The organism is Roseateles toxinivorans (genome assembly GCF_004362525.1).
GTDB lineage: Bacteria > Pseudomonadota > Gammaproteobacteria > Burkholderiales > Burkholderiaceae_C > Paucibacter > Paucibacter toxinivorans.
Map to the genome: position 1 here is coordinate 37,425 of NZ_SNXS01000011.1, position 22,372 is coordinate 59,796.

Consider the following 22,372-nt stretch of genomic DNA (forward strand, 5'->3'; position numbering starts at 1 on the left):
TCAGCTTGCCAGGCCGGCTGCGGGGTTCTCGACCTGCGGCGCCTGCAGCGCCAAGGTCATCACGAACCGGCTGCCCTGGCCCGGCTCGCTGCTCACGCTGAGCTCGCCGCCGAACAGCGAGGTGACGATGTTGTAGCTGATGGACAGGCCCAGGCCGCTGCCGCCCCGGCCCATCTTGGTGGTGAAGAAGGGCTCGAACACGCGGGGCAGATGGTGGGCGGCAATGCCGGCGCCGTTGTCGCTGAAGCACAGCTCGACGCGGTCGTCCTTCAGCGCCCTGGCCGTCAGCCGCATCTGCCCGCCCTCGCGGCCATCGAAGGCATGGATCAGGGCGTTGTTGATCAGATTCGTCAGCACCTGGCAAAAAGGCCCCGGATAGCCGTCGAGCCAGATGCCCTCGGGTATGTCCAGCGTGATCTGGTGGCCGGCATTGCGCAGCCGCCCCATCATCATCGCCACCGCGTCCTGGCTGGTCTTGGCCAGGTCGAAGCGGCGGCGCTGGGCGCTGCTGCGGTCCACCGCCACCTGCTTGAAGCTGTCCACCAGCTCGGCAGCGTCCTGCAATCCCCTGACGAGAAAGCGCGAGGCCTGCTTCACATCGCCGAAAAAGACGTTCAGCTCGCTGCGACGCAGCGTCTGCGCGCCGGCGCGATGCTCCACCGCCTCGGTCTTCTGCAGCAGGGTGCTGGCCATCAACAGGCCGTTGCCTATCGGCGTGTTGAGCTCATGGGCCACGCCGGCCACCAGGGAGCCCAGCGCCGCCAGCTTCTCCTGCTCGACCAGCCGGCCCTGCGCGTCCTGCAGGCGCTGGTAGGCGCTGGCATTGTCCAGGGCGATGGCGGTGTAGGCGCTGAGGGTGCGGAAGATCAGCCACTCGTGCTCGGCATAGGCCTGGGCGCGCGGCGACTGGGTGGTGATGACGCCCAGCACCCGCTGGTCCACCAGCAGCGGTGCGAACATCGCGCTGCGAGTGGGCATGGTGCCGGGCATCTGGTTGGGGTCGCTGCCATCACCTGCCAGCTCGACCGCCACCTCGCGGCGTTCCCGCACGCAGCGGGCGGCATAGGAGTCGGGATCATCGAGCGCGATATGGTCCGGCGGCAGGCGCAGGCCCTGCTCGACATCGAACACCGAGCTGAGCTGCCGGCCATCGGCGTCGAGCAGATAGATGGCAAAGCTGCTGGCATCGAGCAGCGCATGGACATGGCGGTTCAGGGTCTCGAACACCGAGGCCGACTCCAGGTGCGCGGTGATCTCCTGGCCGATCACGCCCAGCTTCTCCAGGGTCAGGCTGTTGCGCTGCAGCAGGTCGGCACGCGCCGCCTCGGCCTCGCGCAACTGGCGCTGGTGCTGGGCCTCGGCCTTGGCGCTCTCGGACAGGAAGCGCAGCTCCATCGCCATCAGCCTGTCGGTGGCCTCGCGGCTGTGCGTCTTCTCGCGCGCCGCCGAGGCCTCGCACTCGGTCGCATAGGCCTGCTCGTAGCGGCCCAGCCGGGCGTACTCGGCCGCCAGCGTGGCCAGCAGGTCGATGGGCACCTGGTAGCCGGCAATACCTCTGGCCAGGGCCAGCGCCTGGTCCAGGCAGGTCAGCACGCCCCGCTCAGTCGAGGCATCGGACCCGCCCGGCCGGACTCCGCGCACATGGGCCAGCATCTGCAGGGCCTCGATCTGATGGACGGGCGCGTCGGCCTGCAGCGCCAGATCCAGGGCCTGCTGGGCCACCGCCTCGGCCAGCTCATGCAGGCCCAGACTCAGCAGCGCGTGGGCACGGCCGCGCTGCGTGCGCAGACGCAGATCGGAGGCGATCTCGCCCCGGTCCAGCTCATCGAGCAGGCTCAGCGCCTGGGCAAAGTCGGCCCGGTCCAGCGCCAGATCCACGCGGTAGCACAGCGCCACGGCGTAGTTGCGGGAGCCGCGCACCGGCGCCAGACAGGGCATGGCCTCGTCCAGCAGCGCCTGGGCCAGTTCCAGGCGGCCGAGCTTGCGCAGGGTCTCGCCCATCTGCATCAGGCAGCCGCCGATGCGCAGCTGCCAGCCGGTGGGACGGGCCAGGTCGAGGGCGCGCTGGCCCCAGTCCAGCGCGGTTTCGTAGTCGTTCAGGCTGGCGAAGGCATTGCCGTTATTGGCCGCCGCACTGATGGCGTTCTGCAACTGGCCGCTTTGCAGGGCAGCCTCGAAACCCAGCATCTGGTGGCGCACCGCCTGGGCATAGTCGGCCGCGCGGAATGCCCGGCTGCCGCGATAAAGTTCAATGGCGGCGACCGCCGCCGGATGAAGGCCCGTCGTGTCCGGCGGGAAATGCCGGGCCCAGCGCGCATCGGCCTGGCGCCAGTCGCCGAAGGTGGTGTTGCGCGCCATGGTGGCCTCGAAGATCAGCCGTCGCGTGGCGTCTCCGGCGTGCAAGGCCCCATCGATCGCCAGCTCCAGCTCACTCTGGCCCAGGGCCGTCTCGCCCAGCGCGCCATGCAGCTGGGCCAGCACCCAGTGGGTGTCGGCTCGACCGAGCGTGTCACCCAGCGCATCGAAGCCGGCGAGCGCGTCACGGGCGGCCTCGAAGCCGGCGGCGAACTCGCCGAACAATCGCCTGGCCTCGGCTTCCAGCAACTTCAGTCTTGCCTGCTGGGCGCCAGCCTCCGGGCCGGTCAGGGTCTGGCGCAGGCGGTCAGCCAGCGCCAGCGCCCGCCGCGTGTCGCGCTCGCGCAGCTGCCAGGCCAGACGAACGGTGGCGACGCCACGCTCGGCGCCGATCAGCCCGGGCAGTTCCGCCTCGAGTTGCGCCAGCGCGTCGTCGTCATCGAACAGCAGCATCGCCCACCGTGCAAGAGTGTTCACCAGAACATATCACCGTTTGCGACCGCCCGCCCCTTGCGCGGCGCAGCCTGTCGCATGCCGGCTGCGGCGGGCGGCACCGCGGTTCAACAATAGGCCCACCGCAAGCCAAGGAGACATGATGAACCACCGCAAACAGGGGCTGGCCCTGGCCCTTTGTCTGGCAGCTGCCTCGGTCGCAGCCGCTGAGGTACAGGTGATGGTGCTGGGCACCTACCACTTCGGCAATCCGGGCCAGGACGTGGTCAACACCCAGGTCGATGACGTGCTGAGCCCCAGGCGCCAGGCCGAGTTGCAGACGCTGACCCGGCGCCTGGCCGTCTTCAAGCCCGACAAGGTGATGGTGGAGCGCCGGGCGACCCCTCCAGACTCGCCGGAGCTGCCGGGCTATCTTGACTGGCGCCAGGGCAAGCATCAAACCCGGCGCAACGAGGTCGAGCAGATCGGCTTTCGTCTTGCAGACGCGCGCGGCCACACCGCCGCCTATGGCATCGATGCCGATGGCATGTTCCCCTTCCAGGCGCTGCAGGACTACGCCAGGCAGCAGGGCATGGAGCCGAAGCTGCAGGCGATGGTGGCCCTGCTGCAGCAACGCAGCAAGGACTTCGAGGCCCGGCAGCCGCGCCAGAGCATCCCCGAGCTGCTGGCCACCATAAACAGCCCGGAGGCCCTGCTGCGCGACCACCAGTTCTATACCGAGGCGCTGCACTTCGGCCAGGGAGACAAGCAGCCGGGTGCCGAGTTGCTGGGCCAGTGGTACACGCGCAATGCCCGCATCTGCGCCCGCATCGTGCAGCTGGCGCGCCCGGGCGACCGCATCGTGGTCGTCTATGGCTCGGGCCATGCCTACCTGCTGCGCCAGTGCGTGCTCGAGCAGCCGGGCTGGCGCCTGGTGGAGGCCGTGCCCTACCTGCTTGGCGACAAAACGGGGGAGATCAAGGACTGACGCCGCAGACCACCCGTGCGCCGCCACCGCCCAGCGGCGCGGGATGGTCGGCGTGGTTGTCGCCACCGGCATGGATCATCAGCGAACGGCCCGCCAGATCGGCGAGCTTGAGCCGGGGCGCCAGCACCGGTTGCTGCGCATTGCCCTGCGCGTCCACATACAGGGCGGGCAGATCGCCCAGGTGGCCCTGATGGGTCTCACTCCAGGGCGCGCCATGCTGGCCGGTCTTGTGCGGGTCGTAGTGGCCACCGGCGGCAAGGGCCGCCACCGGCTTACCATCGCGCTGCGCCGCGGCGCAGCTGGCGTTCTCATGCACATGAAAGCCATGCAGGCCGGGCGGCAGGCCCTTCAGCGCCGGAGTGAACACCAGGCCGTACTTCGACTCGCTGACCAGCACCTCGCCCACGGCAGCGCCGGGGCCACTGTCATCGGCAATGCGCATCGCAATGCTCAGCGGGCCAGCGGCCAGGCTGGCGCTGGAAAAACTCGCGGCAGCGGTCATGACCATCGCCATCGTCAATCGCTTCATCGTTGCTCCCAGTTGAAAGCCGCTCAGACGGCGGCGTCGCCCACGGTAGCACCGACCGGCGCTGCCGGCATCGATAGCCCTGATGGAGACTACCTCCCCCGCACCAGGCCCGGTGCGGCCAGATCAAGCTGGTCCATCTCGACCACCAGGGCCTTGGCGTCCAAGCCGCGCAAACCCTCACCGGCCGCCTTCAGATCACCGACGACGACGGTGCGCAGCGCCGACGCGGCCCAATGGGCGGCGGCGAACTCGCCGACCTGGGGCGCGGTGACGGCCAGCAGCTCGGGCACGGTGTTGTTCAGCTCGGCCAGCGGGCGGCCACGGTCCATCTGACCGGCCACCACCGAAGCCAGGCCTGCGGTGGACTCCAGGCTGCGGGCAAAGCCGCCGACCAGGGCCGCCTGGCGCGCGGCCAGCTCGGTGGCGTCGGGCGGGCGGGTGGCCAGGCCCGTCATCTCGGCGCGTATCAGCTCCACGACCTGTGCGGCGGTCGGGTTGTTGGTCTGGGCCTGGGCCAGCACCAGGCCGCCGACGCGGTGGCTGGCCGCGCTGCTGCCCGCGCCATAGCTGAGGCCGCGCTTGATGCGCACCTCCTGGTTCAGCCGCGCCGAATAGCCGACGCCCAGCACCGCATTGGCCACCGAGCCGATGCGGCGCGCCTGCACCTGGTCCTGCGGCACAAAGGGCGCAGCCACGGCCACGCCCGCCTGGCCAGCGCCGGGCAGATTGACCAAGACCAGGGCGCTGTCCAGCGCTTCAGCCGGCGCGGCGCTCATGCGCGGCAGCGCCATGCGGTTCGACGGCCAGGCGCCCAGCGTGCGTTCGGCCAGCGCGCGGGCCTCGGCTAGCCTGAGGTCACCGGCCAGTATCAGGGTGGTCGTTTCGGGCCTCACCCACAGCCGGTGCAGGGCGACGACGTCATCGCGCTGGATGCGCGCCAGCGTCTGCGCCGTACTCGATGCGCCATAGGCGCTGGCGCCCCAGAAGACGCGGCGGGCCACGTCCTGCGCCACCTGGGTCGGGTTGGACTGGGCCAGCTTCAGTGCGTCGAGCGCCTGGGCCCGCGTGCGCTCCAGCTCCTCGGCCGGGAAGGTGGGCGCACGCAGCAGGTCCACCAGCAGGGCCACGGCGGCGTCCAGCTTCGGCGTCGAGACGGTCAGGCCCAGCAGGCTGCTCTCCCAGCCGGCGCTGGCCGTCAGGCTGCTGCCCAGGGCCTCGGCCTCGCGGGCGATCTGGGTCGCGTCCAGCGTCTTGCCGGCGCGTTTGGCGCCCTTGGTCAGCAGGGTGGCGGTGATGCCGGCCAGGCCGGCACGCCGCGCCGGATCGGCCAGGCTGCCGACCTCGACCCGCAACAGCGCGCTGACCAGCGGCACATCGTGCCGCGCTGCCAGCACCACGCGCACGCCGTTAGTCAGGCGGAACTCCTCGATCGCCGGCACGTTGATCGCGGCGGCCGGGCCGGGCAGCGGCGGCACATCGACGCCCGGGGTCTGTGCCAGGGTGATGGCGCTCAGGCAGGCCAGGGCGATGCCCGTCAGCAGGACCTTCGGGCGGCTCATGACTTGGCGCCTTTCTTCTTCTGCGTGTAGTGGATCGTCACGCGCCTGGCGTCCAGCACATGGGTCTTGAGCACCCGCTGCACATCGGCCGCCGTGACGGCCTGCAGCTCGCTCAGCTCACGGTTGACGGCATTCGCATCACCCTGCAGCACAACCGCCTGGCCGATTGCGCTGGCGCGGCCCTGCGGCGTTTCGCGCGCCACCAGCGCGGCTGTCAGCAGGCCGGTCTTGACCTTGTCCAGCTCGGCCGCCGCGATGGGGCCGGTGGCCAGGCGCGTGATCTCGTGCATCAGCGGCGCGACCAGCTGCTCGGCCCGCTGCTTGCCGGCAGCGATGGCGAAGGCGATCAGCAGGCCGGCGTCGGCGTATTGGGCGGCCTCGAAGCCGGCGCTCTGGGCGATGTTCTGGCGGTAGACCAGGGCCTCGTTGAGCCGAGAGGACTCGCCGGCGCTGAGCAGGGCCTGGGCCACGCGCAGCGCCTTGGTGTCGGGGCTGGCGACCTTGGGCGCCTGCCAGATCAGCAGCGCCGCCGGCAGCGGCACATTGGCGCCGGTCAGCGCGACGACACGGTCCCTGGCCAGCCGCGGCTCCTGCACATTGACGCGCGGAACCGGCGTGGCGGGCCGCTGCAGGCCGCCGAAATAGCGGTCCACCCAGGCATCGAGCTGCCTGGCATCGAACCCACCGGTGACGATCAGCACCGCGTTGTCGGGCCGGTAGTAGGTGGCATGGAAGCGGCGCACATCATCCAGGGTGGCGGCATTCAGGTCTTCGATGCTGCCTATCACCGGCCGCTTGTACGGGTGGCGCTCGAAGCCCTCGGACGCCATTGCATTGAACAGCAGGCCGTAGGGCTCGGCCAGCACGCGCTGGCGGAATTCCTCCTGCACGACCAGGCGCTCGCTGTCGAAATTGGCCTGATCGACGGTCAGGCTGGACATCCGTTCTGCCTCGGCCCAGAGGATGCGCTCCAGGTGGTTGGACGGCACCAGCGCCTCGTAGCCGGTCATGTCCTCGGCGGTGAAGGCATTGTTCATGCCGCCCACGTCCTCGGTCAGGCGGTCGAACTGCTCGGCCTTCATGTGCCTGGTCGCCTTGAACATCATGTGTTCGAACAGATGGGCAAAGCCCGAACGGCCGACCGGATCGTCCTTGCCACCGACCCGGTACCAGACCTGCACACTGACCGTGGCGGCGCGCGGATCGGGGGAGGCGATGACCTGCAGGCCATTGGCCAGGGTGCGCTGGGTCAAGGGCAGCGGCGGCACGGCCAACTGGGCCCACACCGGCAGGGCCAGGGCCGAGGCGGCCAGCAGCAGGGTGCGGCGACCGATAGGCGCCACCAACCCGGATTGCATCCGGGCTACATCATTCGTCGTCGTCTTCATGGTCATCTTCGTCGAGTTCCTCGGGCTCGGCCAGGCCCAGGCCGCCCAGGCCGGGCAGCTCGGTCAACCGGCGCAGACCTGTGGTGGTGCGGGCCCAGAACTGCGAGAACGAGGCGCAGCGCTCGCCGGGCTCGCCCAGCAGGGTGGGCGGGAACTCGGTCTCCCAGCCGTCCATCTGTGCTTGCAGATAGCCGGCGATGTGCGGCGAGACCTGGCCCCGCACGCTCTTGGCCTTGGCCAGGGCGGTCTTCAGCGCCGCAGCGTCGCACAGCCAGATCTCGTCGCAGAGCCTGGCCATGCGCGTCAGCACAAAGCGCCAGCGCTGCTCGCTCCAAGGGAAGGCGCCATGGAAATCGGTCAGCAGCAGGCCGACCTTGAGCGTGCTGGGCGGCACGCGATCCGGCAGATCGCGCAGGCCCCAGGGTTGGACCAGCCAGACCTCGCGGGCGGCAGCGGCCTTGGCCTTGGGCGGCTCGACCGCCTTGCCCAGCTGGGCCACCAGCGCCTCGGGCGGTGCGGCATGCAGCTTCGGCTCAATCACGCCCTTGGCGAGTGGCTTCGTGGCCACCGCCTCGGGGCTGCGCGCGATCTGCTCCAGCGCCTCATACGAGGCATCCAGCACCGTGCCCTTGGCCGACCACTCGGCCATGCCCTTGGGCGTGAAGCGGGTCACGTTCTCCGCATTGAACAGATAGGGCTTGTGGCTGCCGGTGCCGGCCACCCATTGCCAGCTGAGGTGGTTGCTGGCCAGGTCACCGTCCAGCAGATGGCCCTGCATCCAGTCGGCGCCGGCCCGCCAGTGCACCTTGCGCAGGTGGACGATGTAGGAGGCCAGCCACATCCGCGCATGGTTGTGCAGATAGCCGCAGGCATAGAGCATGCGAACCGCGGCGTCTATCGTCGGCACGCCGGTGCGTGCCTCGCGGATGTCCAGCGGCAGCTCGGCGCCATAGGCGGCATCGGGCAGCGGGCCCTCGTGCAGCGAGCTCAGGATGCCATCGCCCTCGTGGCGCCAGACATGCTGAAAGAACTCGCGCCAGCCCAGCTCGTAGGCAAACTTGTTCTGCAGGTCCAGCTGGTGGCGTGAGTCCAGAAAACGCGCCGCCTCCGGCATGCTGATGAAACCATGGGTCAGGTAGGGCGAGATCTTGCTGACCGCGCCTCCGAGGTGGTTGCGGGTGCGGGCATAGTCGCCCGGCTTGATGGCGGCCAGACGCGCCAGGGCCGCCGTCACGGTGGGCTCGAAACGCGGCAGTTCCAGATGATTCGACTTCATAAGCTTCCAGGCCCGCAAGTGGCGGGCAAGGCGCTATTGTCGGTGCTGCCGGCACTCTGCGGCCAGGCTCATGCAATGAGCGCTAGGATGGCACCATGAACAAAGCAACTCGCTATCTGGCATTTTGGCTGCTGCTCACGGTCTTCGGTGCGGCTAGTCCCGGGGTCTCGGCGCAAGCAGCCGCCGGGCCGGACCCAGTCCCGGTTTACGCCCTGCTGTCCCTGATCGGGGACCGGCTGGATACGGTCGTGCGACGGCCGCAGACCGGATCCCTGGTGGACAACAACCTGCGCTCGTCCCTGCCGATTGCGGACCCGGTGTTCGATGATGTTGCCGTGGCTGCCGCCATCAAGGCGATTCGTCAGGCGGTGCCCAATGCGGAGTTCGCCGCGATCAACACCCGCAGTCCGGTGCTGTTCGAGAAGCAGCGAACGCTGTTCGAGGTGGCGAATGGCGTGCTGCAAATGCCTGAAGCCGTGCGCAATGTGATCCGCGAGCAGGGGGCGGGCCGGCTGGTGCTGATCGGCAAGCTGCGTGACGATGCGCAAGTCACGGTCGACAGCGGCATGATCGATGGCGCGGGCAAGCTCGAAGGACTCGGGTTCTATCTGGATGGGACCTGGGAGAGTGTCCAGAACAACGAGAACTCGGGGGCTTCTCAGGGCGGGCGCGGCTTCATCGCGCCCTATACCTACCTGCAGCTGAGTCTGGTGGACTTTCCGTCCGGTCGGGTACTGGGCAGGCGCAGCATCAAGGCCTCTCAGGCGATCGGATCGGGCCGCGCACAGCAAAGTACCGACGACCCGTGGGCCGCGCTGAACGCGGCCGAGAAGGTGCGCATGATCAACGCCCTGATCGACGGCGAGGTCGGCAAGGCGATGGCTGCGCTGATGGCACGCTAGGTTCAGCTGACATGAGCGCCCCGGATGATTTAATCAGCGCGCTCAATGCGACAACAGGGAGACGATATGGCCTATATGCTGATGATGATAGAGCCGCTGAACCAGCGCCAGACTCGCACCGAGGCCGAGGGCCGTGCCGTCTACGACCGCATGGTGCGCTTCGGCCAAGACCTCCATGAACGCGGACTGCTGATCGCCAGCGAGTCATTGCGCTCGCACACCGACGCCACCCAGCTGCAAGTGCGCAACGGCCGCATGCATCTGATCGACGGCCCCTATGCCGAAGCCAAGGAGATGGTCGGCGGCTTCTTCCTGATCAACTGCAAGACCCGCCAGGAAGCGCTGGATATTGCCGCCCAGTGCCCCGCCGCCGAGTGGTGCACGGTGGAAGTGCGCGAGACCGCACCCTGCTATGTGGAGTCGCTGGCCGCCGCCGACTGACCCGCGGAAAACCCTCAGCCACAAGCACCCGCCACGCCTTGTGCGGGCGGGTCATCCTGAGCTAGGCTCAGCCCGCCCACCCCAACAATAAGAGGAGCACCCCCATGAGACTTTGCTCGCTGAAATCCGCCGCCCTGCTGGGCTTGACGGGCCTGATGCTGACCGCCGCCGGCGCCGCCCAGGCCCAGGCCGGCGTGGCCAGCTGCGCCAAGGCCAAGCCGGGCAGCCTGGACGCCTGGCTGTGCAAGGACGAGTCGCTGATGGCGCTGGACAAGAAGATGGCGGAGACGCTGAGCGCCGCCGAGCCCATCGCCGCCAAGGAAAAGCCGCCGATGCTGAAGGCCGAACAGCGCGGCTGGGGCACCAAGTCGCGCGACGAATGCCTGAAGGCCGCTGATGCGGCGGCCTGCCTGAAGCTCAGCTACCAGCGCCGCATTGCCGAGCTGCTGGCCACCTATGCGCTGATGCCGCCGACCGCCAAGGCCAACTACCAGTGCGGCAGCAAGCCCGAGGATGTGGTCAAGACCGCGACCTTCGCCACCGACCCGCCAACGATGCTGGCCGAGTACGACGAGACCGCCTCGGTGCTCTATCTGAAGCCCGGTGCCGTGGGCACCAGCTATGCCGGCGATCAGGTCAGCTTCTTCGAGCTGGAGGGCCAGGCCAAGATCGTCTGGGGACCGGGCAGCCCGGAGTGGAAGTGCAGAAAAGAGTGACCGGCGGAAGCCCCCGCCGTAGCCCGGATGCAATCCGGGGCCCCGGATTCCATCCGGGCTACAACTGACCCGCTGCGCGCATGCCTCTGCACATCCAGACACCCCTGCTTCTTTCCGCCTCGCTCTCCACGCCAGACCAACAAATCTGGCTCAAGCTCGAAGCGCTGCAGCCACCGGGCTCGTTCAAGCTGCGCGGCATGGGCCATGCGTGCCAGACCTACCAGCAACGCGGCGCGCGGCGCTTCGTTTCGTCATCGGGCGGCAATGCCGGCATTGCGGCGGCCTATTGCGGGCGCTTGCTGGCTGTGCCGGTGACCGTCGTTGTGCCCCAGACAACGACCGCCCGGGCCAAGGAATTGATCGCCCAGCAGGGCGCCGAGCTGATCGTCCATGGCGCCTCCTGGCAGGAGGCGAATGCACTGGCCCAAAGCAGGGCGACCGGCGATGCCGCCCTGCTCCACCCCTTCGACGACCCGCTGCTGTGGCAGGGCCATGCCAGCATGATCGACGAGGTGGCGGCCAGCGGCGCGCCCAGGCCCGACGCGGTGCTGCTGTCGGTCGGCGGCGGCGGTCTGCTGAGCGGTGTGATCGAAGGCCTGCGTCGCAATGACTGGGCCGATGTACCGGTGCTGGCGGTCGAGACCGCGGGCGCCGATTCGCTGGCCCAGGCCATGGCGGCGGGCCGTCGCATTGAGCTGCCGGCCATCACCAGCATCGCCACCTCGCTGGGGGCACGCCAGGTCTGCGAGCAGGCCTTTGCACTGACGCAGAGCCACGAAGTGCAAAGCGTCGTGGTGTCCGATTTCGAGGCCGTCAGCGCCTGCCTGCGCTTCATCGACGACCAGCGGCTGCTGGTCGAGCCGGCCTGTGGCGCGGCGCTGGCCGCGGTCTACGGCCGGCATGCGGCGCTGCGGCCCTACCGGAATGTGCTGGTGATCGTCTGCGGCGGCGTCACCGCCAGCCTGGCCCAGCTGCAGCAGTGGTTCAAGGCACTGGGCCCGCAGTGACGGCCCTGCCGAAGCGCCGGCGGTAGGCGCTGGGGCTGGTGCCAGCTTTGGCGCGGAAGTGGCGGCGCAGCGATTCCTCGGAGCCGAAGCCCGCCAGTTCGGCCAGGCGCGCCATCGGCAGGTCCTGCGCCTCCAGCATGTCCTTGGCCAGGGCCACGCGCTCGCGTATCAGCCAGTCGATCGGCGACAGGCCGGTGGCCTCGCTGAACTGGCGCTGCAGGCTGCGCGGGCTCATGGCCGCCTCGTCGGCCAGCGACTGCAGGCTGTGCGGCAGGCGCGGATTGGCACGCATCCAGTCCATCAGCCGGGCCAGCCGTCCGATCTCGTCGCTCGGCATCGGTCGCGGCACGAACTGCGCCTGGCCGCCATCGCGGTGCGGTGGCAGCACCAGGCGCTGGGCGACGCGGTTGGCTATTCTGCCGCCATGGTCGCGCCGCACCAGGTGCAGCAGCATGTCCAGCCCGGCGGCCGACCCGGCGGCGGTGATGACCTGGCCCTCATCGACATAGAGTTCGTCGGGCCGCACCTTGATGGACGGAAAGCGCTGGGCCAGCAGATCGGCATAGCGCCAATGCGTGGTCGCCGACTTGCCGTCCAGCACGCCGGCCGCGGCGAGCACGAACACGCCGGAGCAAATCGAAGTGAGCCGCGCGCCGCGCTCGTAGGCCTCGGCCAGCGCCTTGACCAGGGCCGGCGGCGGCGCCTCGTGCACATCGCGCCAGCCGGGCATGACGATGGTGTCGGCCCGGGCAAGCAGGCGCAGCGTGTACGGTGCCTCGACGATCAGGCCGCCGGCAGAGCGCAGCCGGCCCCGCTCGGGCGAACAGACGGCGTAGCGGTACCAGTCGACCTCCAGCTCGGGCCTGGGCAGGGCGAACAGCTCGGCCGTGCAGGCGAACTCGAAGGTGCACAGGCGGTCGTAGGCGACGGCGGCGACGAGATGGTCTTTCATGGCGCGATGTTACCGAATCATGGCAATCACGCCACTGTCTCGTAAGGCCGCCGCTGGGCACACTGGACGCCTGTTCTTCCACCGCCCCAGCAGGAGTTCTTGATGTCCACACTTGTTACCGCCGTCGCCCCGGCCTCGTCCGCCGCCGCCCTGGCCCACTTTCAACATGGCCTGCAGTTCGAGACCGACTGCTGGGATGTGCATGACGCGCTGAGCAGCGGCCAACCCGACTTCGTGCTGCTGGACGTGCGCAGTGCCGAGCACTACGCCGCCGGCCATGTGCCCGGCGCCACCCATCTGCTGCGCGGCAAGATGATCGAGTCCCGTCTTGCCGACTATCCACCAGACACCGTCTTCGTCACCTACTGCGCCGGCCCGCATTGCAACGGCGCCCAGCGTGCCGCCATCCGCCTGGCCCAGCTGGGGCGGCCGGTGAAGATCATGATAGGCGGCATCACCGGCTGGGTGGATGAGGGCTTTGCACTGACGCAGCAGAAGTCTTGATGCACATCACATCGCAGCCCGCGGCGAGGCGCAGAATTCACTGACACACCATGAAAGGCTGATCATGAAACCCAATGTAGGCACGATAGACCGGGTCCTGCGTATCGTCGGCGGTCTGGTCCTGATCGGCCTGGCGGCCAGCGGCACCGTGGGCGTCTGGGGCTATATCGGCGTGGTGCCTCTGCTCACCGGCATCTTCCGTTTCTGCCCCGCGTATCCCCTGCTAGGCATGAACACCTGCCCCATGAAAGACCGCTGATCAGGCCCGCCTGAGGCCGGGCAAGGCCAGTCGCAGGCGGCCGGCAGGCGCCTCGATCCAGCGGTAGAACAGCAGCGCCGCCATATTGCTGAGCAGCCAGGCGGTGCCCATCGCCAGCAGCCCGGTATAGGGACGCTCGGGTTCGCCGTGGTCGAACAAGGCATTGACCAGCAGGCAGACGGGGAAGTGCACCAGGAACAGCGCGTAGGCATGGGTGCCGGCATGGGCCAGCACCGGTGTCAGCCAGCGCGCGGCGCGGCCCTCGGCCAGCAGGGGCCGACCCCGCACATGGCGCTGCTGCAGCCAGGCCAGCAACAGCGCCGTGGCCAGGGCCAGGGCGATGCGCTCGCGGAAGTCAAAGGCCAGCGCCGCCAGCACCAGCGCACCCACCAGCAGCAAGGCAGGGCGCCAGCGCGGGCTCAGGCCCTGCCAGTAGATCAGCGCACCGAGCCCGTAGCTGCCGAAGAAATACGGCGCCCACATGTCCAGCTCCGGCATCAGGTTGAACACCCACAGCGAAGCCATCACCATCGCCAGCACCAGCAGAGGGCCGATGCGCCGCGCCGCCGCCGGGCCCAGCCGGCCTGCCAGCCACAGCAGGCCGAGCAGCAGCGCGAACAGCTGAAGGTCGATGGCCACGTACCAGGCACCCACGGTCAGCGACTCATGACCGAGCACGCCGTGCAGCAGGAGCGCGTGCGCCAGCAATTGCCCGAGGCCGACAGACTCCGGCACCAGCTCCGGCAACCAGGGCGCCACCAGGGCCGAACAGGCCAGCGTCAACAGCACCGCCGCCATGAAGGGCAGCGCCAGCCGCAGATGCCGCTGCCAGAGCAGGGTCAACGGACTCGCCGCCCGCAGCTGGCCCGCAGGCGCCAGGCCCCGCGCGCACAGAAAGCCACCGACGACCAGGAACACCTGCACCGCCATGCGGCCGTACTCGTACAGCCAGTCCATCAGCCCCGGCAGCAGCATCTGCACGGTATCGGCTATCGGCCCGTAGGCGGACAGATGGTGCAGCACGATGGCTTGCGCCGCCAGGGCCTTGAGCAGGTCGAGGTGCAGCCAACGGGAGGACGAAGAACTCATGGACGGGGTGCCGCGCCAGGACGGGCCCGGCGGTAGCGCCGCAATGCTCAGCGGCGAAGGGGCGCAATTCTACGCGGCGCCTCGGCGGGCCCCCTGCTCACGGCGTTCCGCCGCCATCGAGCTGTTCACGCAGCTGGCGCTTGAGCACCTTACCCACCGGGTTGCGCGGCAGCGCGTCCAGCAGCAGCAGGCGCTCGGGCAGCTTGAACGCGGCCAGCTTCTTCTCGTCGCGCAGGAAGCTCACCAGCGCCTGCAGGTCCAGGGCCTGGCCCGGCAGCGGCACGACGCAGGCGCACAGCGTCTCGCCCAGCACCGCATCGGCAACACCGACCACCACCGCCTCGGCCACGCCGGGATGGCTGGCGATCAGCCCCTCCACCTCCTCGGCCGAGATCTTCATGCCGCCGCGCACCACCAGGTCCTTCAGCCGGCCGACATAGCGCAGGTAGCGGCACTCGGCGTCGGCAATCTCGAACAAGTCGCCGGTTCTGAAATAGCCCTGAGCGTCGAATGAACGGTCGCTGAGCGCAGGTTCGCCGAAGTACCCGCTGAACACCGTCGGCCCGGCAATGCGCAATTCGCCGGGCTCGCCAGGTTTGACGATCTCATGCCCCCCGTCCACGGAGACCAGCCGCGTCTGCACGATGTTGTTGATGGCCTCGGCCCAGGGCGGCCGACCGGGCACACCGGGCCGCGGGAAGAGCGTGGCGCGCTCGCCGGTGTCCGGGATGTCGGCGGCGCTGCCGCACATCGCCGCGCCCTCGTTGGAGCCGAAGTAATTCAGCACCTCGACGCCGTAGCGCTGGGCAAAGGTTTCAATCATCCACGGCGACAGTGGCGCGGAGCCCGAGCCGATGCGCCGCAACCGCTTGAAGTCTATGCCCTCCAGCAGCGCCTCGTGCTGCAGCAGTCGGTTCAAAATGGCCGGCGGGGCGACCGTGTATTCGATGCGCTCGTCGCGGATCTGCTGCAGGAACACCGCCAGGTCGAACGGATGGTGCTGCACCAGGGTCGCGCCCTTGAGTAGCCAGCCGACGAAGCCCGAACTCATGCCGCCCATATTGACCAGCGGGAAGGGGTTCAGGATGCGCATGCCCACGCCCATGCCGACCGAGTCGACCGTGCCCTTGGACTGCCAGTACCACTCATTGCTGCTGCGCGGCACGCCCTTGGGGTTGGCCTCGGTGCCCGAGGTCCAGCAGATCGAGACCACGTCGTCGGCGCTCAGGCCTATCGAGGCCGCATAGACGCGCATCGCGGCGATCGGCAGCTCGCCGAGCATTGCCCGGTCCGCCGCCACCGCGCCGGCCGGCACCTCGTCGCCGAACACGATCAGCGTGCGCACGCTGGCATGCCGGCCACGCAGCGCCTCCATCATCGCGCCATGGGCCTGCTTGCCGATGCGCGCGCCGGTGATCAGCGCCTTGGCGCCGGTGCTGCGCAGCGCATGTTCGATCTCGAACTCGCGATAGACGGCCGGCAGCGGCGAGAACACGATGCCCAGCCGATGGCAGGCCAGATACAGCGCCACCTGGGTGGCCGAGTTGGCCAGCTGCACGATCACGATGTCGTCGCGACGCAGGCCCTCAGCATAGAGCAGCGCGGCCAGCCGCTCGACCTCGGCGTGCAGCGCGGACCAGCTCAGCCGGCGCGGCGCGGCATCGGTCAGCGCGGCCATGTTCGGTGGGTCCACCACCGCCTCCTGCTCGGGCCCGCGCTCGACGTTGACCAGGAACATGTCCCACAGCGTGCGGGTGCTCCACAGGCCCGCACCCACCATCTGCGCAATGCGCTGCGGCTCGCAAAGAATCATCGCTGCCCCTCGACCACAAAGCTGACCACGGTGGCGCAGGAGCCACCGATATTCAACGTCTGCACGCGCCGCGCGCCCTCGATCTGGCAGGCATCGGCCGTGTCGGTGACCTGCCGCGCCGCGTCCCACACCATGCGGGCGCCGGTGGCACCGACCGGGTGGCCGCAGCCGATCAGGCCGCCGCTGAGGTTGATCGGCAGCGAGCCGCCACGCTCGATGCGGCCGTCCTCCACCGCCTGCCAGCTCTGGCCCGGCGGCGTGAGGCCGAAATGGTCGATCGCCATGTACTCGGTCATGCTGAAGCAGTCGTGCGTCTCGATGCCGTCGATGGCGTCCAGCCCGCTCACGCCGGCGCGTTGCCAGGCATGCGCTATCGCCTCGCGCACATGGGGAAACACCAGGGCCTCGCCCTGGCTGCGCGCGAGCTTGGTCCTAAGCCGCAGGCCGGCATTGCGGTGGCCCCAGCCGCTGATGCGCGCCAGCCGCTCCAGCGGCAGGCCCAGCCTTCGGGCGTGGGCCGCGGCGAAGGCGGGCGAGGCCAGCACCAGGCTGCAGGCGCCGTCGGTGATCTGGCCGCAGTCCTGCCGGCGCGTGCCGGGCTCGATCAGCGGATTGGCCTCGTCGTCGTCGCTGAAGCTGCGTTCATTGAACTGCCAGTGGCGGGTCTGCGCCAGCGGATTGAGCCGGGCGTGAGCGTAGTTGAGCTCCGCAATGCGGTTCAGGTGGCGGCGGTCCAGGCCGTAGCGCTGCTCATACTCGGCCGCCAGCACGCCGAAGGCGGCCGGCCACATGAAGCGGCAATCGATATCCTCATGGCCCTGCCAGGCGGCCGAGTTCTGATGCTGCGCGGCCACATCACCGGGCAGGTTCTTGAACTCCTCGGCGCCGACCACCAGCACGCAGTCGTAGCGCCCGGCCTCGATCTCGGCCATCGCGGCCAGCACCGCCAGCGAGGCCGAGGCGCAGGCGCCCTCGTGGCGCATGGCAGGCACGCCCCACAGCTCGGGCAGCACCTGGGCCACCATGGCGCCCAGATGGGCCTGGCCCCGGGTCAGCTCGCCGAAGGCATTGCCGACATGGATGCTGGCCACCTGCGCCGGCTCGATCCGCGCACTGGCCAGCGCACCCTGCACGCTCTCGCGCATCATGTCGGAGATGTCCTGACCCTGGCGCGACCAGGCCCTGGCGAAGTCGCTCTGATGGCCGCCGAGGATATAGGTCGGCAGGCTCACCGTGCACCCCAGCCGGCGATGCGCGAGGCGGCGATCCAGCAGCCATGGAAGCCGGTCGGGATATGGCGCGGCAGCGCCACCTGGGCGACCGGCCCGCGGGACAGGTCTCGCGCGTCGAAGATGTCCAGCGTCTGCTGCCGGGTTGCGGCATTCCACTGGAAGGCGATCACATAGCCATGGTCCTCGGACTGCGGCTCGTCGGCCGCCGCGAACCAGGGCTCCGAATACCAGCTGTGCTCGCGGTCATCCGACCAGGCGGACAGCATCTCGCCGCTGTCGAGGTCGTACTTGCGTATGCCCGGCCACTGCAGCACCACATCCTCGCGCTGGTCGCACAGATAGCCGAAGCGCGTGCGCCGGCCGGCCAGCGCGGCGTTGAAGGTCGGGAACTCGACATTGCGCTCGGCATCCAGTGGCTGCTCCTGCGTCTGGCCGGTCTTCAGGTTCATCGCCCAGCGCCACAGCCGCGCATGCTGCACCAGCTCGGCCACGTCGCGCGCGGTACGCGGGGCGTCCACCGTGCCGTCGGCCTGGCGTGCCGGCATGTAGCGGCAGCCCACCATGACGATCCAGTCGCCCCCTTCCCTACTTTCTTCCCAGGCGTTGACGACGTGATAGAGAAAGCAGGGGCTGAAGTCGAACCAGCGGATCGAGTCGCCGGCGCCATGGCGCGCGATCACGCCCAGCCGCGTGCTCATCTCCGGGTGGAACTCGATCTTGTGCCGGCCCAGCTTCAGCGCCTCGTGGTTGTGGAACAGCGGCAGGTCGTGCAGGATCGAGTAATGCTCGGTGATCGCCATGTCATGCGGCAGCCGTGGGCCGGGCAGGGCTATCGGCACATGGTGGGCCAGGCTGCCATCGGCGGCGAGCACGCCGTAACTCATATAGGGCGCCTCCAGGCCGTAGTCGAAGAACATCAGCTCGCCGGTGATCTCGTCCACCTTGGCATGGGCCGAGATCGCACCGCCGGTCTGGGTGATGGCCGCCGACTTGCCCAGCGTCTCGAGCGTGATCGGATCGAACTCCCAGGCCTCGCCCGACATGTACCAGAGCGCCAGCGCCTTGCCGGCGTGGCCCACCAGGTCGGTGTTGCCGCTGTCCTTCAGGCGCTTGTCGTCGCGGCCCTTCAGGGTCTCGCGGATGCCGTGAAAGCGCGCCTCGCCGGCCCCCTCCTCCTCGACAAAGCCCTCGGTGCGCACCCAGCGGTTGCGGTAGGTCAGCCGGCCGCGCTCGAACTGCGCGGCGTGGATCATGCCGTCACCGTCGAAGGGGTGGTAGCGGCCCTGCGGCGCAAAGCGGGGGTTAGGCCCGGTGCGCATATAAACGCCATTCAGATCGCTCGGAATGCGTCCCTTGACCAGCGGCAGATCGCTCAACTCCAGTTCGTCGAAGACCGGAGCAAAGGCACCGGTGAGGTGGGGGCCGTGGTCCTCGCCAAAGGGCTGGAAGGCCTCAAGCGGCTCGACGCGTGCGTTCATGTTGTTGTCTCCTGTAGTTCAGGCTGCAGAACGGCCGGTCGGCGCGACTGCACGATGCGAAAGCGACTGGCCACGAAGGCCAGGTCGGTCAGGCTGGCATTGCCCGCCGGGTTCAGCCCGGTGACGTGGAAGTCGCTGTAGGCGGCGGCAAAGTTCAGCGGCATCGGCCCGCTGAGGTTGATGGTCAGCTGGGCGCCCGCGCGGGCATAGGCGTCTTCGGCTGCGGCGATGAAGGTCTCGTCCTGGCTGTAGACAAAGGCCGTCAGGCCGCCGAACTCGCGCACATCGGCGGTGGCCTGGGTCAACGCATCGGCAGCGTCGTCGCAGGCGATGACGAAACCGATCGGGCCGAAGCGCTCCTGGCCGTAGAGCCCGCGCTGCGTCTTGTCGGTCTGCACCAGCAGTGGCGTGCTGGTGCGGGCATTCGGAAACTCGGGGTGGGCGTAGGGCCGCGGCGCCAGCAGCACGCGACCGGCGGCCGCGCCCTGCGCTGTCATCTGCCGCAGCAAGTCCAGCGTTTGCGGCGACTGGATGGCGGCCAGCAGCATCGCCGCCCGCCTGGGCTCGCGCCCTATGGAATCGATCGCCGCCGCCAGCCGCTGCGCCACCTCGTCCAGCGGCACCAGGCCGGCGGGCGTGCGCACCCCGGCGCGCGGCAGGTAGAGGTTCTGCGGGCTGGTGCACATCTGCGCGCTGAACAGGCACATCGTGGTGGCCAGCGCGCGCAGCACGGCGTCGAGATCGACCACCGACTCCAGCACCACGGTATTGCAGCCCGAGGTCTCGCTGAACACGATCGCCGGATGCGCATGGCGCTCGACCCATTGACCGAAGCGGGCGCTGCCGGTGAAATCGACGATGCGCGTCAACGGGTGCTGGACCAGGCGCTTGCCCAGCGGCTCGGCCGTCGAGTCCAGGGCCATCGTCACCAGATTCGCATCGAAGCCGGCCTCGACCAAGACCTGTCGCAACACCCGCACGGTGATCGCCATCGGCAGCACCGAGGCCGGGTGCGGCTTGACGATCACCGGGTTGCCGGTGGCCAGGCTGGCCAGCATCGAGGGCCAGGCGTTCCAGGTCGGAAAGCTGGCGCAGGCAAAGCAGACGGCCACGCCGCGTGGCACCAGCCGGTAGGTCTTGTCGAGCACGATCTCGGCGCTGCCGAAGCCGCGCTGCCAGCGCGCCTGCGCCGGCACGGCGCGCATCGCCTGCTCGGCCTGCACCAGGGCCTCGATGCCGCGATCCAGCGCGTTCACACCCGAGCCGGCATAGGCCATGTTCGCGCTCTGGCCGGCGGTGTGCATGACGGCCGTGGCGATCTCGAACAGGTGCTCGCGGTAGAGCCGGTCCAGCAGCTCCATCAGCACGCCGATGCGCGTCTCGATGCTCGCGGCGGCCCAGGCCGGCATCGCGCGCTCGGCGGCGTCGAACAGGGTGTCGATATCGGCCTGCGGATAGGCAATGCCCAGCGGTTCCTGTGTGTAGGGCGAGACCTCCTCGCCCAGCGAGCCGATGCGGCCGGGCTGCTCCAGCGCGAAAGGCCGGCCCCGCTGGGCCGCAAAGCCCTGTTGCGCCCGGGCCTGCGCGCCGGCCGCGTCAGGGTAGAGGCCCGGCATTTCGGCGAACGGGCTCCAGCAATGGCGCTCGCGACAGGCATCCTGCGCACGCTCGAAGCGGGGTCGGTGCTGCTCGTACCAGTGTTGAGTCATGATGTGGCCCTCCGCCAGCGCAGGCGGTGATGGCGCATCTGCCCGTCCGGCAATGCTTCGCTGGCTGACAGGGTGAGCACACCCTGCGCATCGAAGTTGACGTCGCGCACCTGCTGGCTGCCGACGAAGTTCGGGTTCAGCGAGTGCGTGACCTGATGCACCACCTGCAGCCCCTGCTCGCCGCGCTGCAGCTGGTAGCGACCGGCGTACTGGAAGAAGCTCTCGAAGGCGGCAATGCGCTCGGCCTCCGGGGCCTGGCGCACGCTGACGCTGGACAGCGGCGGCCGGCCGGCCGTGGCGATGCAGGCATTCATCCAGCCATCGCTGCTATAGACGATCAGGCCGGTGGCGTCGGCGCCAAAGGGCAGGCTGGGCGGCCGCCCGTCGGCGTGGGCGATCTCCCAGCTAAGCAGTTGCCAGGTGCCCAACAGGACGTTGTTCTCATTCATCGGGATACTCCCGGTGTCCAGGCCGCGAGATGGGCGCGGGCCTGCATGAACTCGGCCTCGATGCGGGCCACCACGTCGGCCAGCGGCTCTACCGCGCGTATCGTGCCCAGGCCCTGGCCGGCGGCCCACAGCTCCGACCAGCGCTTGGCCGGCTGCTCGTTGCTGTCGTAGTTGCGCTCGGGCGGCTTGGCGGGTAGCTGGTCGGGGTCCAGCCCGTTGGCGCGCAGCGAGGCCTTCAGCCAGCTGGCCGGCGTGCCGGTGATGCCGGCGCTGACCACCAGGTCTTCCACCGAGCCGTCCACCAGCATCTGCTTGTAGGCCGGTGCGGCCAGGCTCTCGTGGGTGGCGATGAAGCGGGTGCCCATATAGACATGGTCCGCGCCGCAGGCCATCGCGCCGGCCAGGCCCCAGCCGTCGCTGACGCCGCCTCCCAGCACGATGGGGCCGTCGAAGAACTCGCGCACCGCACTGACGAAGGCAAACGGACTGATCTGCCCGGTGTGCCCGCCGGCACCGGCACAGATGCAGGCCAGGCCATCGGCGCCGGCCTCGACCGCCTTGCGGGCCAGCGTCGGCGTGGTGACGTCGGCATACACCCGGCCGCCATAGCCATGCACCACCTCGATCGCCGGCCTGGGGCTGCCCAGCGCGGTGACGACCACCGGCGGCTGGTAGCGGGCCACCAGCTGCAGGTCTTCCGGCAGGCGCGCGTTGGAGCGGTGCGTCACCAGGTTGGCGCACCAGGCGCCAAGGCTCTCGGCGGGTTGTTCGTCGCGGGCCCGCACCAGGCCCTCGGTGATGGTGCGCATCCATGACTCGAGCACTTCGGGGCTGCGCGCATTGGGCGTCGGGAAGGCGCCGACGATGCCGGCCCTGCAGGCGGCCAGCACCAGCTCGGGGCCGGAGATCAGGAACATCGGCGCGGCGAACAACGGCAACCGCGGACTCAGGCTTGCGGAGGGTTTCATCTCGGTTGCTCCACCGCGCTGCGCGCGACTCTCGACACATGAAGACTGAGGCGGCAGGACCGAGGGCGCGCCGGCCGCTGCGGGCTGAAGCCTTGTCCGGTCCTGAACGGGCCGGACTCCGGCTTCTCTATGCCCGCTGCGGCCGGCACGCCCTCGCTCCTGCTGTCACGGATGCGCCCACCCGCCAACGCGCAGAGCTCGCTCCGTGATCTGGGTCGGCGGCCACCAACGCATCCGCAGAGGGGGTGGGGGGCCGGCCACGGCGGGCATAAAGAAGCTGGAGGTCGGTCCGAAGGGACCGGCCCAAGCTTCAGCCCGCAGGGGCC

Annotated in this window: 20 protein-coding genes; 7 read left to right on the top strand and 13 right to left on the bottom strand. The window is 69.3% G+C overall.

Annotated elements, in window-relative coordinates:
* Complete coding sequence (locus DES47_RS24830) at nucleotides 1-2,832, bottom strand: ATP-binding protein (RefSeq protein WP_243748453.1); 2,832 nt, start codon at nucleotides 2,830-2,832, stop codon at nucleotides 1-3.
* Nucleotides 2,833-2,950: 118 nt separating this feature from the next.
* On the opposite strand from DES47_RS24830, the gene DES47_RS24835 reads away from it, so the two are divergent.
* Nucleotides 2,951-3,775: a DUF5694 domain-containing protein gene (locus tag DES47_RS24835; protein ID WP_133703471.1), complete on the top strand. Its 825-nt coding sequence runs from the start codon at nucleotides 2,951-2,953 to the stop codon at nucleotides 3,773-3,775.
* Here the strand turns inward: DES47_RS24835 and sodC are convergent.
* The 4 genes from sodC to DES47_RS24855 all read right to left on the bottom strand — a co-directional run bounded on the left by sodC (nucleotide 3,765) and on the right by DES47_RS24855 (nucleotide 8,527).
* Nucleotides 3,765-4,304 (bottom strand): superoxide dismutase family protein, encoded by a 540-nt coding sequence (gene sodC / locus DES47_RS24840; RefSeq protein WP_133703472.1) that lies wholly within the window; start codon nucleotides 4,302-4,304, stop codon nucleotides 3,765-3,767. The genes DES47_RS24835 and sodC overlap by 11 nt on opposite strands.
* An 89-nt stretch (nucleotides 4,305-4,393) precedes the next feature.
* On the bottom strand, nucleotides 4,394-5,863 hold the full coding sequence (locus DES47_RS24845) for a M16 family metallopeptidase (RefSeq protein WP_133703473.1): 1,470 nt from the start codon (nucleotides 5,861-5,863) through the stop codon (nucleotides 4,394-4,396).
* A complete protein-coding gene (locus DES47_RS24850; protein ID WP_208115112.1) occupies nucleotides 5,860-7,251 on the bottom strand; it encodes a M16 family metallopeptidase in 1,392 nt (463 codons plus the stop codon). The genes DES47_RS24845 and DES47_RS24850 overlap by 4 nt, the downstream gene beginning before the upstream one ends.
* Entirely contained in the window at nucleotides 7,232-8,527 is a 1,296-nt protein-coding gene (locus DES47_RS24855) for an FAD-binding domain-containing protein (protein ID WP_133703474.1), read from the bottom strand. The genes DES47_RS24850 and DES47_RS24855 overlap by 20 nt, the downstream gene beginning before the upstream one ends.
* A 95-nt stretch (nucleotides 8,528-8,622) precedes the next feature.
* Between DES47_RS24855 and DES47_RS24860 the strand changes: the two genes are divergently transcribed.
* From DES47_RS24860 to DES47_RS24875, 4 genes are all read left to right on the top strand, one after another.
* Nucleotides 8,623-9,429: a hypothetical protein gene (locus tag DES47_RS24860; RefSeq protein ID WP_133703475.1), complete on the top strand. Its 807-nt coding sequence runs from the start codon at nucleotides 8,623-8,625 to the stop codon at nucleotides 9,427-9,429.
* Between the two features lie 66 nt (nucleotides 9,430-9,495).
* Entirely contained in the window at nucleotides 9,496-9,870 is a 375-nt protein-coding gene (locus DES47_RS24865) for a YciI family protein (RefSeq protein ID WP_133703538.1), read from the top strand.
* A 104-nt stretch (nucleotides 9,871-9,974) separates the two neighbouring features.
* Nucleotides 9,975-10,586 carry a lysozyme inhibitor LprI family protein gene (locus DES47_RS24870; protein ID WP_133703476.1) on the top strand — a complete coding sequence of 204 codons (612 nt, stop codon included), beginning with the start codon at nucleotides 9,975-9,977 and terminating at the stop codon, nucleotides 10,584-10,586.
* A gap of 80 nt (nucleotides 10,587-10,666) precedes the next feature.
* Nucleotides 10,667-11,593: a pyridoxal-phosphate dependent enzyme gene (locus DES47_RS24875; protein ID WP_133703477.1), complete on the top strand. Its 927-nt coding sequence runs from the start codon at nucleotides 10,667-10,669 to the stop codon at nucleotides 11,591-11,593.
* Here DES47_RS24875 and ftrA read toward each other — a convergent pair.
* Complete coding sequence (gene ftrA, locus DES47_RS24880; protein ID WP_133703478.1) at nucleotides 11,571-12,545, bottom strand: transcriptional regulator FtrA; 975 nt, start codon at nucleotides 12,543-12,545, stop codon at nucleotides 11,571-11,573. The two genes, DES47_RS24875 and ftrA, sit on opposite strands and share 23 nt — an antisense overlap.
* Nucleotides 12,546-12,647: 102 nt before the next feature.
* Here ftrA and DES47_RS24885 point away from each other — a divergent pair, with 102 nt between their 5' ends.
* A complete protein-coding gene (locus DES47_RS24885; RefSeq protein WP_133703479.1) occupies nucleotides 12,648-13,049 on the top strand; it encodes a rhodanese-like domain-containing protein in 402 nt (133 codons plus the stop codon).
* Nucleotides 13,050-13,113: 64 nt separating this feature from the next.
* Nucleotides 13,114-13,308 (top strand): YgaP family membrane protein, encoded by a 195-nt coding sequence (locus DES47_RS24890; RefSeq protein ID WP_133703480.1) that lies wholly within the window; start codon nucleotides 13,114-13,116, stop codon nucleotides 13,306-13,308.
* Here DES47_RS24890 and DES47_RS24895 read toward each other — a convergent pair whose 3' ends face one another.
* The 7 genes from DES47_RS24895 to DES47_RS24925 all read right to left on the bottom strand — a co-directional run bounded on the left by DES47_RS24895 (nucleotide 13,309) and on the right by DES47_RS24925 (nucleotide 22,046).
* Entirely contained in the window at nucleotides 13,309-14,397 is a 1,089-nt protein-coding gene (locus tag DES47_RS24895; RefSeq protein ID WP_133703481.1) for an acyltransferase family protein, read from the bottom strand. It lies immediately after the preceding gene.
* Between the two features lie 97 nt (nucleotides 14,398-14,494).
* On the bottom strand, nucleotides 14,495-16,210 hold the full coding sequence (locus tag DES47_RS24900; protein ID WP_133703482.1) for a class I adenylate-forming enzyme family protein: 1,716 nt from the start codon (nucleotides 16,208-16,210) through the stop codon (nucleotides 14,495-14,497).
* Nucleotides 16,207-17,442, bottom strand: coding sequence for an acetyl-CoA acetyltransferase (locus DES47_RS24905; protein ID WP_133703483.1), 1,236 nt, complete (start codon nucleotides 17,440-17,442; stop codon nucleotides 16,207-16,209). Before DES47_RS24905 ends, DES47_RS24900 begins: the two co-directional genes overlap by 4 nt.
* On the bottom strand, nucleotides 17,439-18,920 hold the full coding sequence (locus DES47_RS24910; protein WP_133703484.1) for a carotenoid oxygenase family protein: 1,482 nt from the start codon (nucleotides 18,918-18,920) through the stop codon (nucleotides 17,439-17,441). Before DES47_RS24910 ends, DES47_RS24905 begins: the two co-directional genes overlap by 4 nt.
* Entirely contained in the window at nucleotides 18,917-20,629 is a 1,713-nt protein-coding gene (gene paaN / locus DES47_RS24915) for a phenylacetic acid degradation protein PaaN (protein ID WP_133703485.1), read from the bottom strand. Before paaN ends, DES47_RS24910 begins: the two co-directional genes overlap by 4 nt.
* Complete coding sequence (locus tag DES47_RS24920) at nucleotides 20,626-21,078, bottom strand: lipocalin-like domain-containing protein (protein WP_133703486.1); 453 nt, start codon at nucleotides 21,076-21,078, stop codon at nucleotides 20,626-20,628. The genes paaN and DES47_RS24920 overlap by 4 nt, the downstream gene beginning before the upstream one ends.
* Entirely contained in the window at nucleotides 21,075-22,046 is a 972-nt protein-coding gene (locus DES47_RS24925) for an NAD(P)H-dependent flavin oxidoreductase (RefSeq protein WP_133703487.1), read from the bottom strand. The genes DES47_RS24920 and DES47_RS24925 overlap by 4 nt, the downstream gene beginning before the upstream one ends.
* Nucleotides 22,047-22,372: the final 326 nt, after the last annotated feature.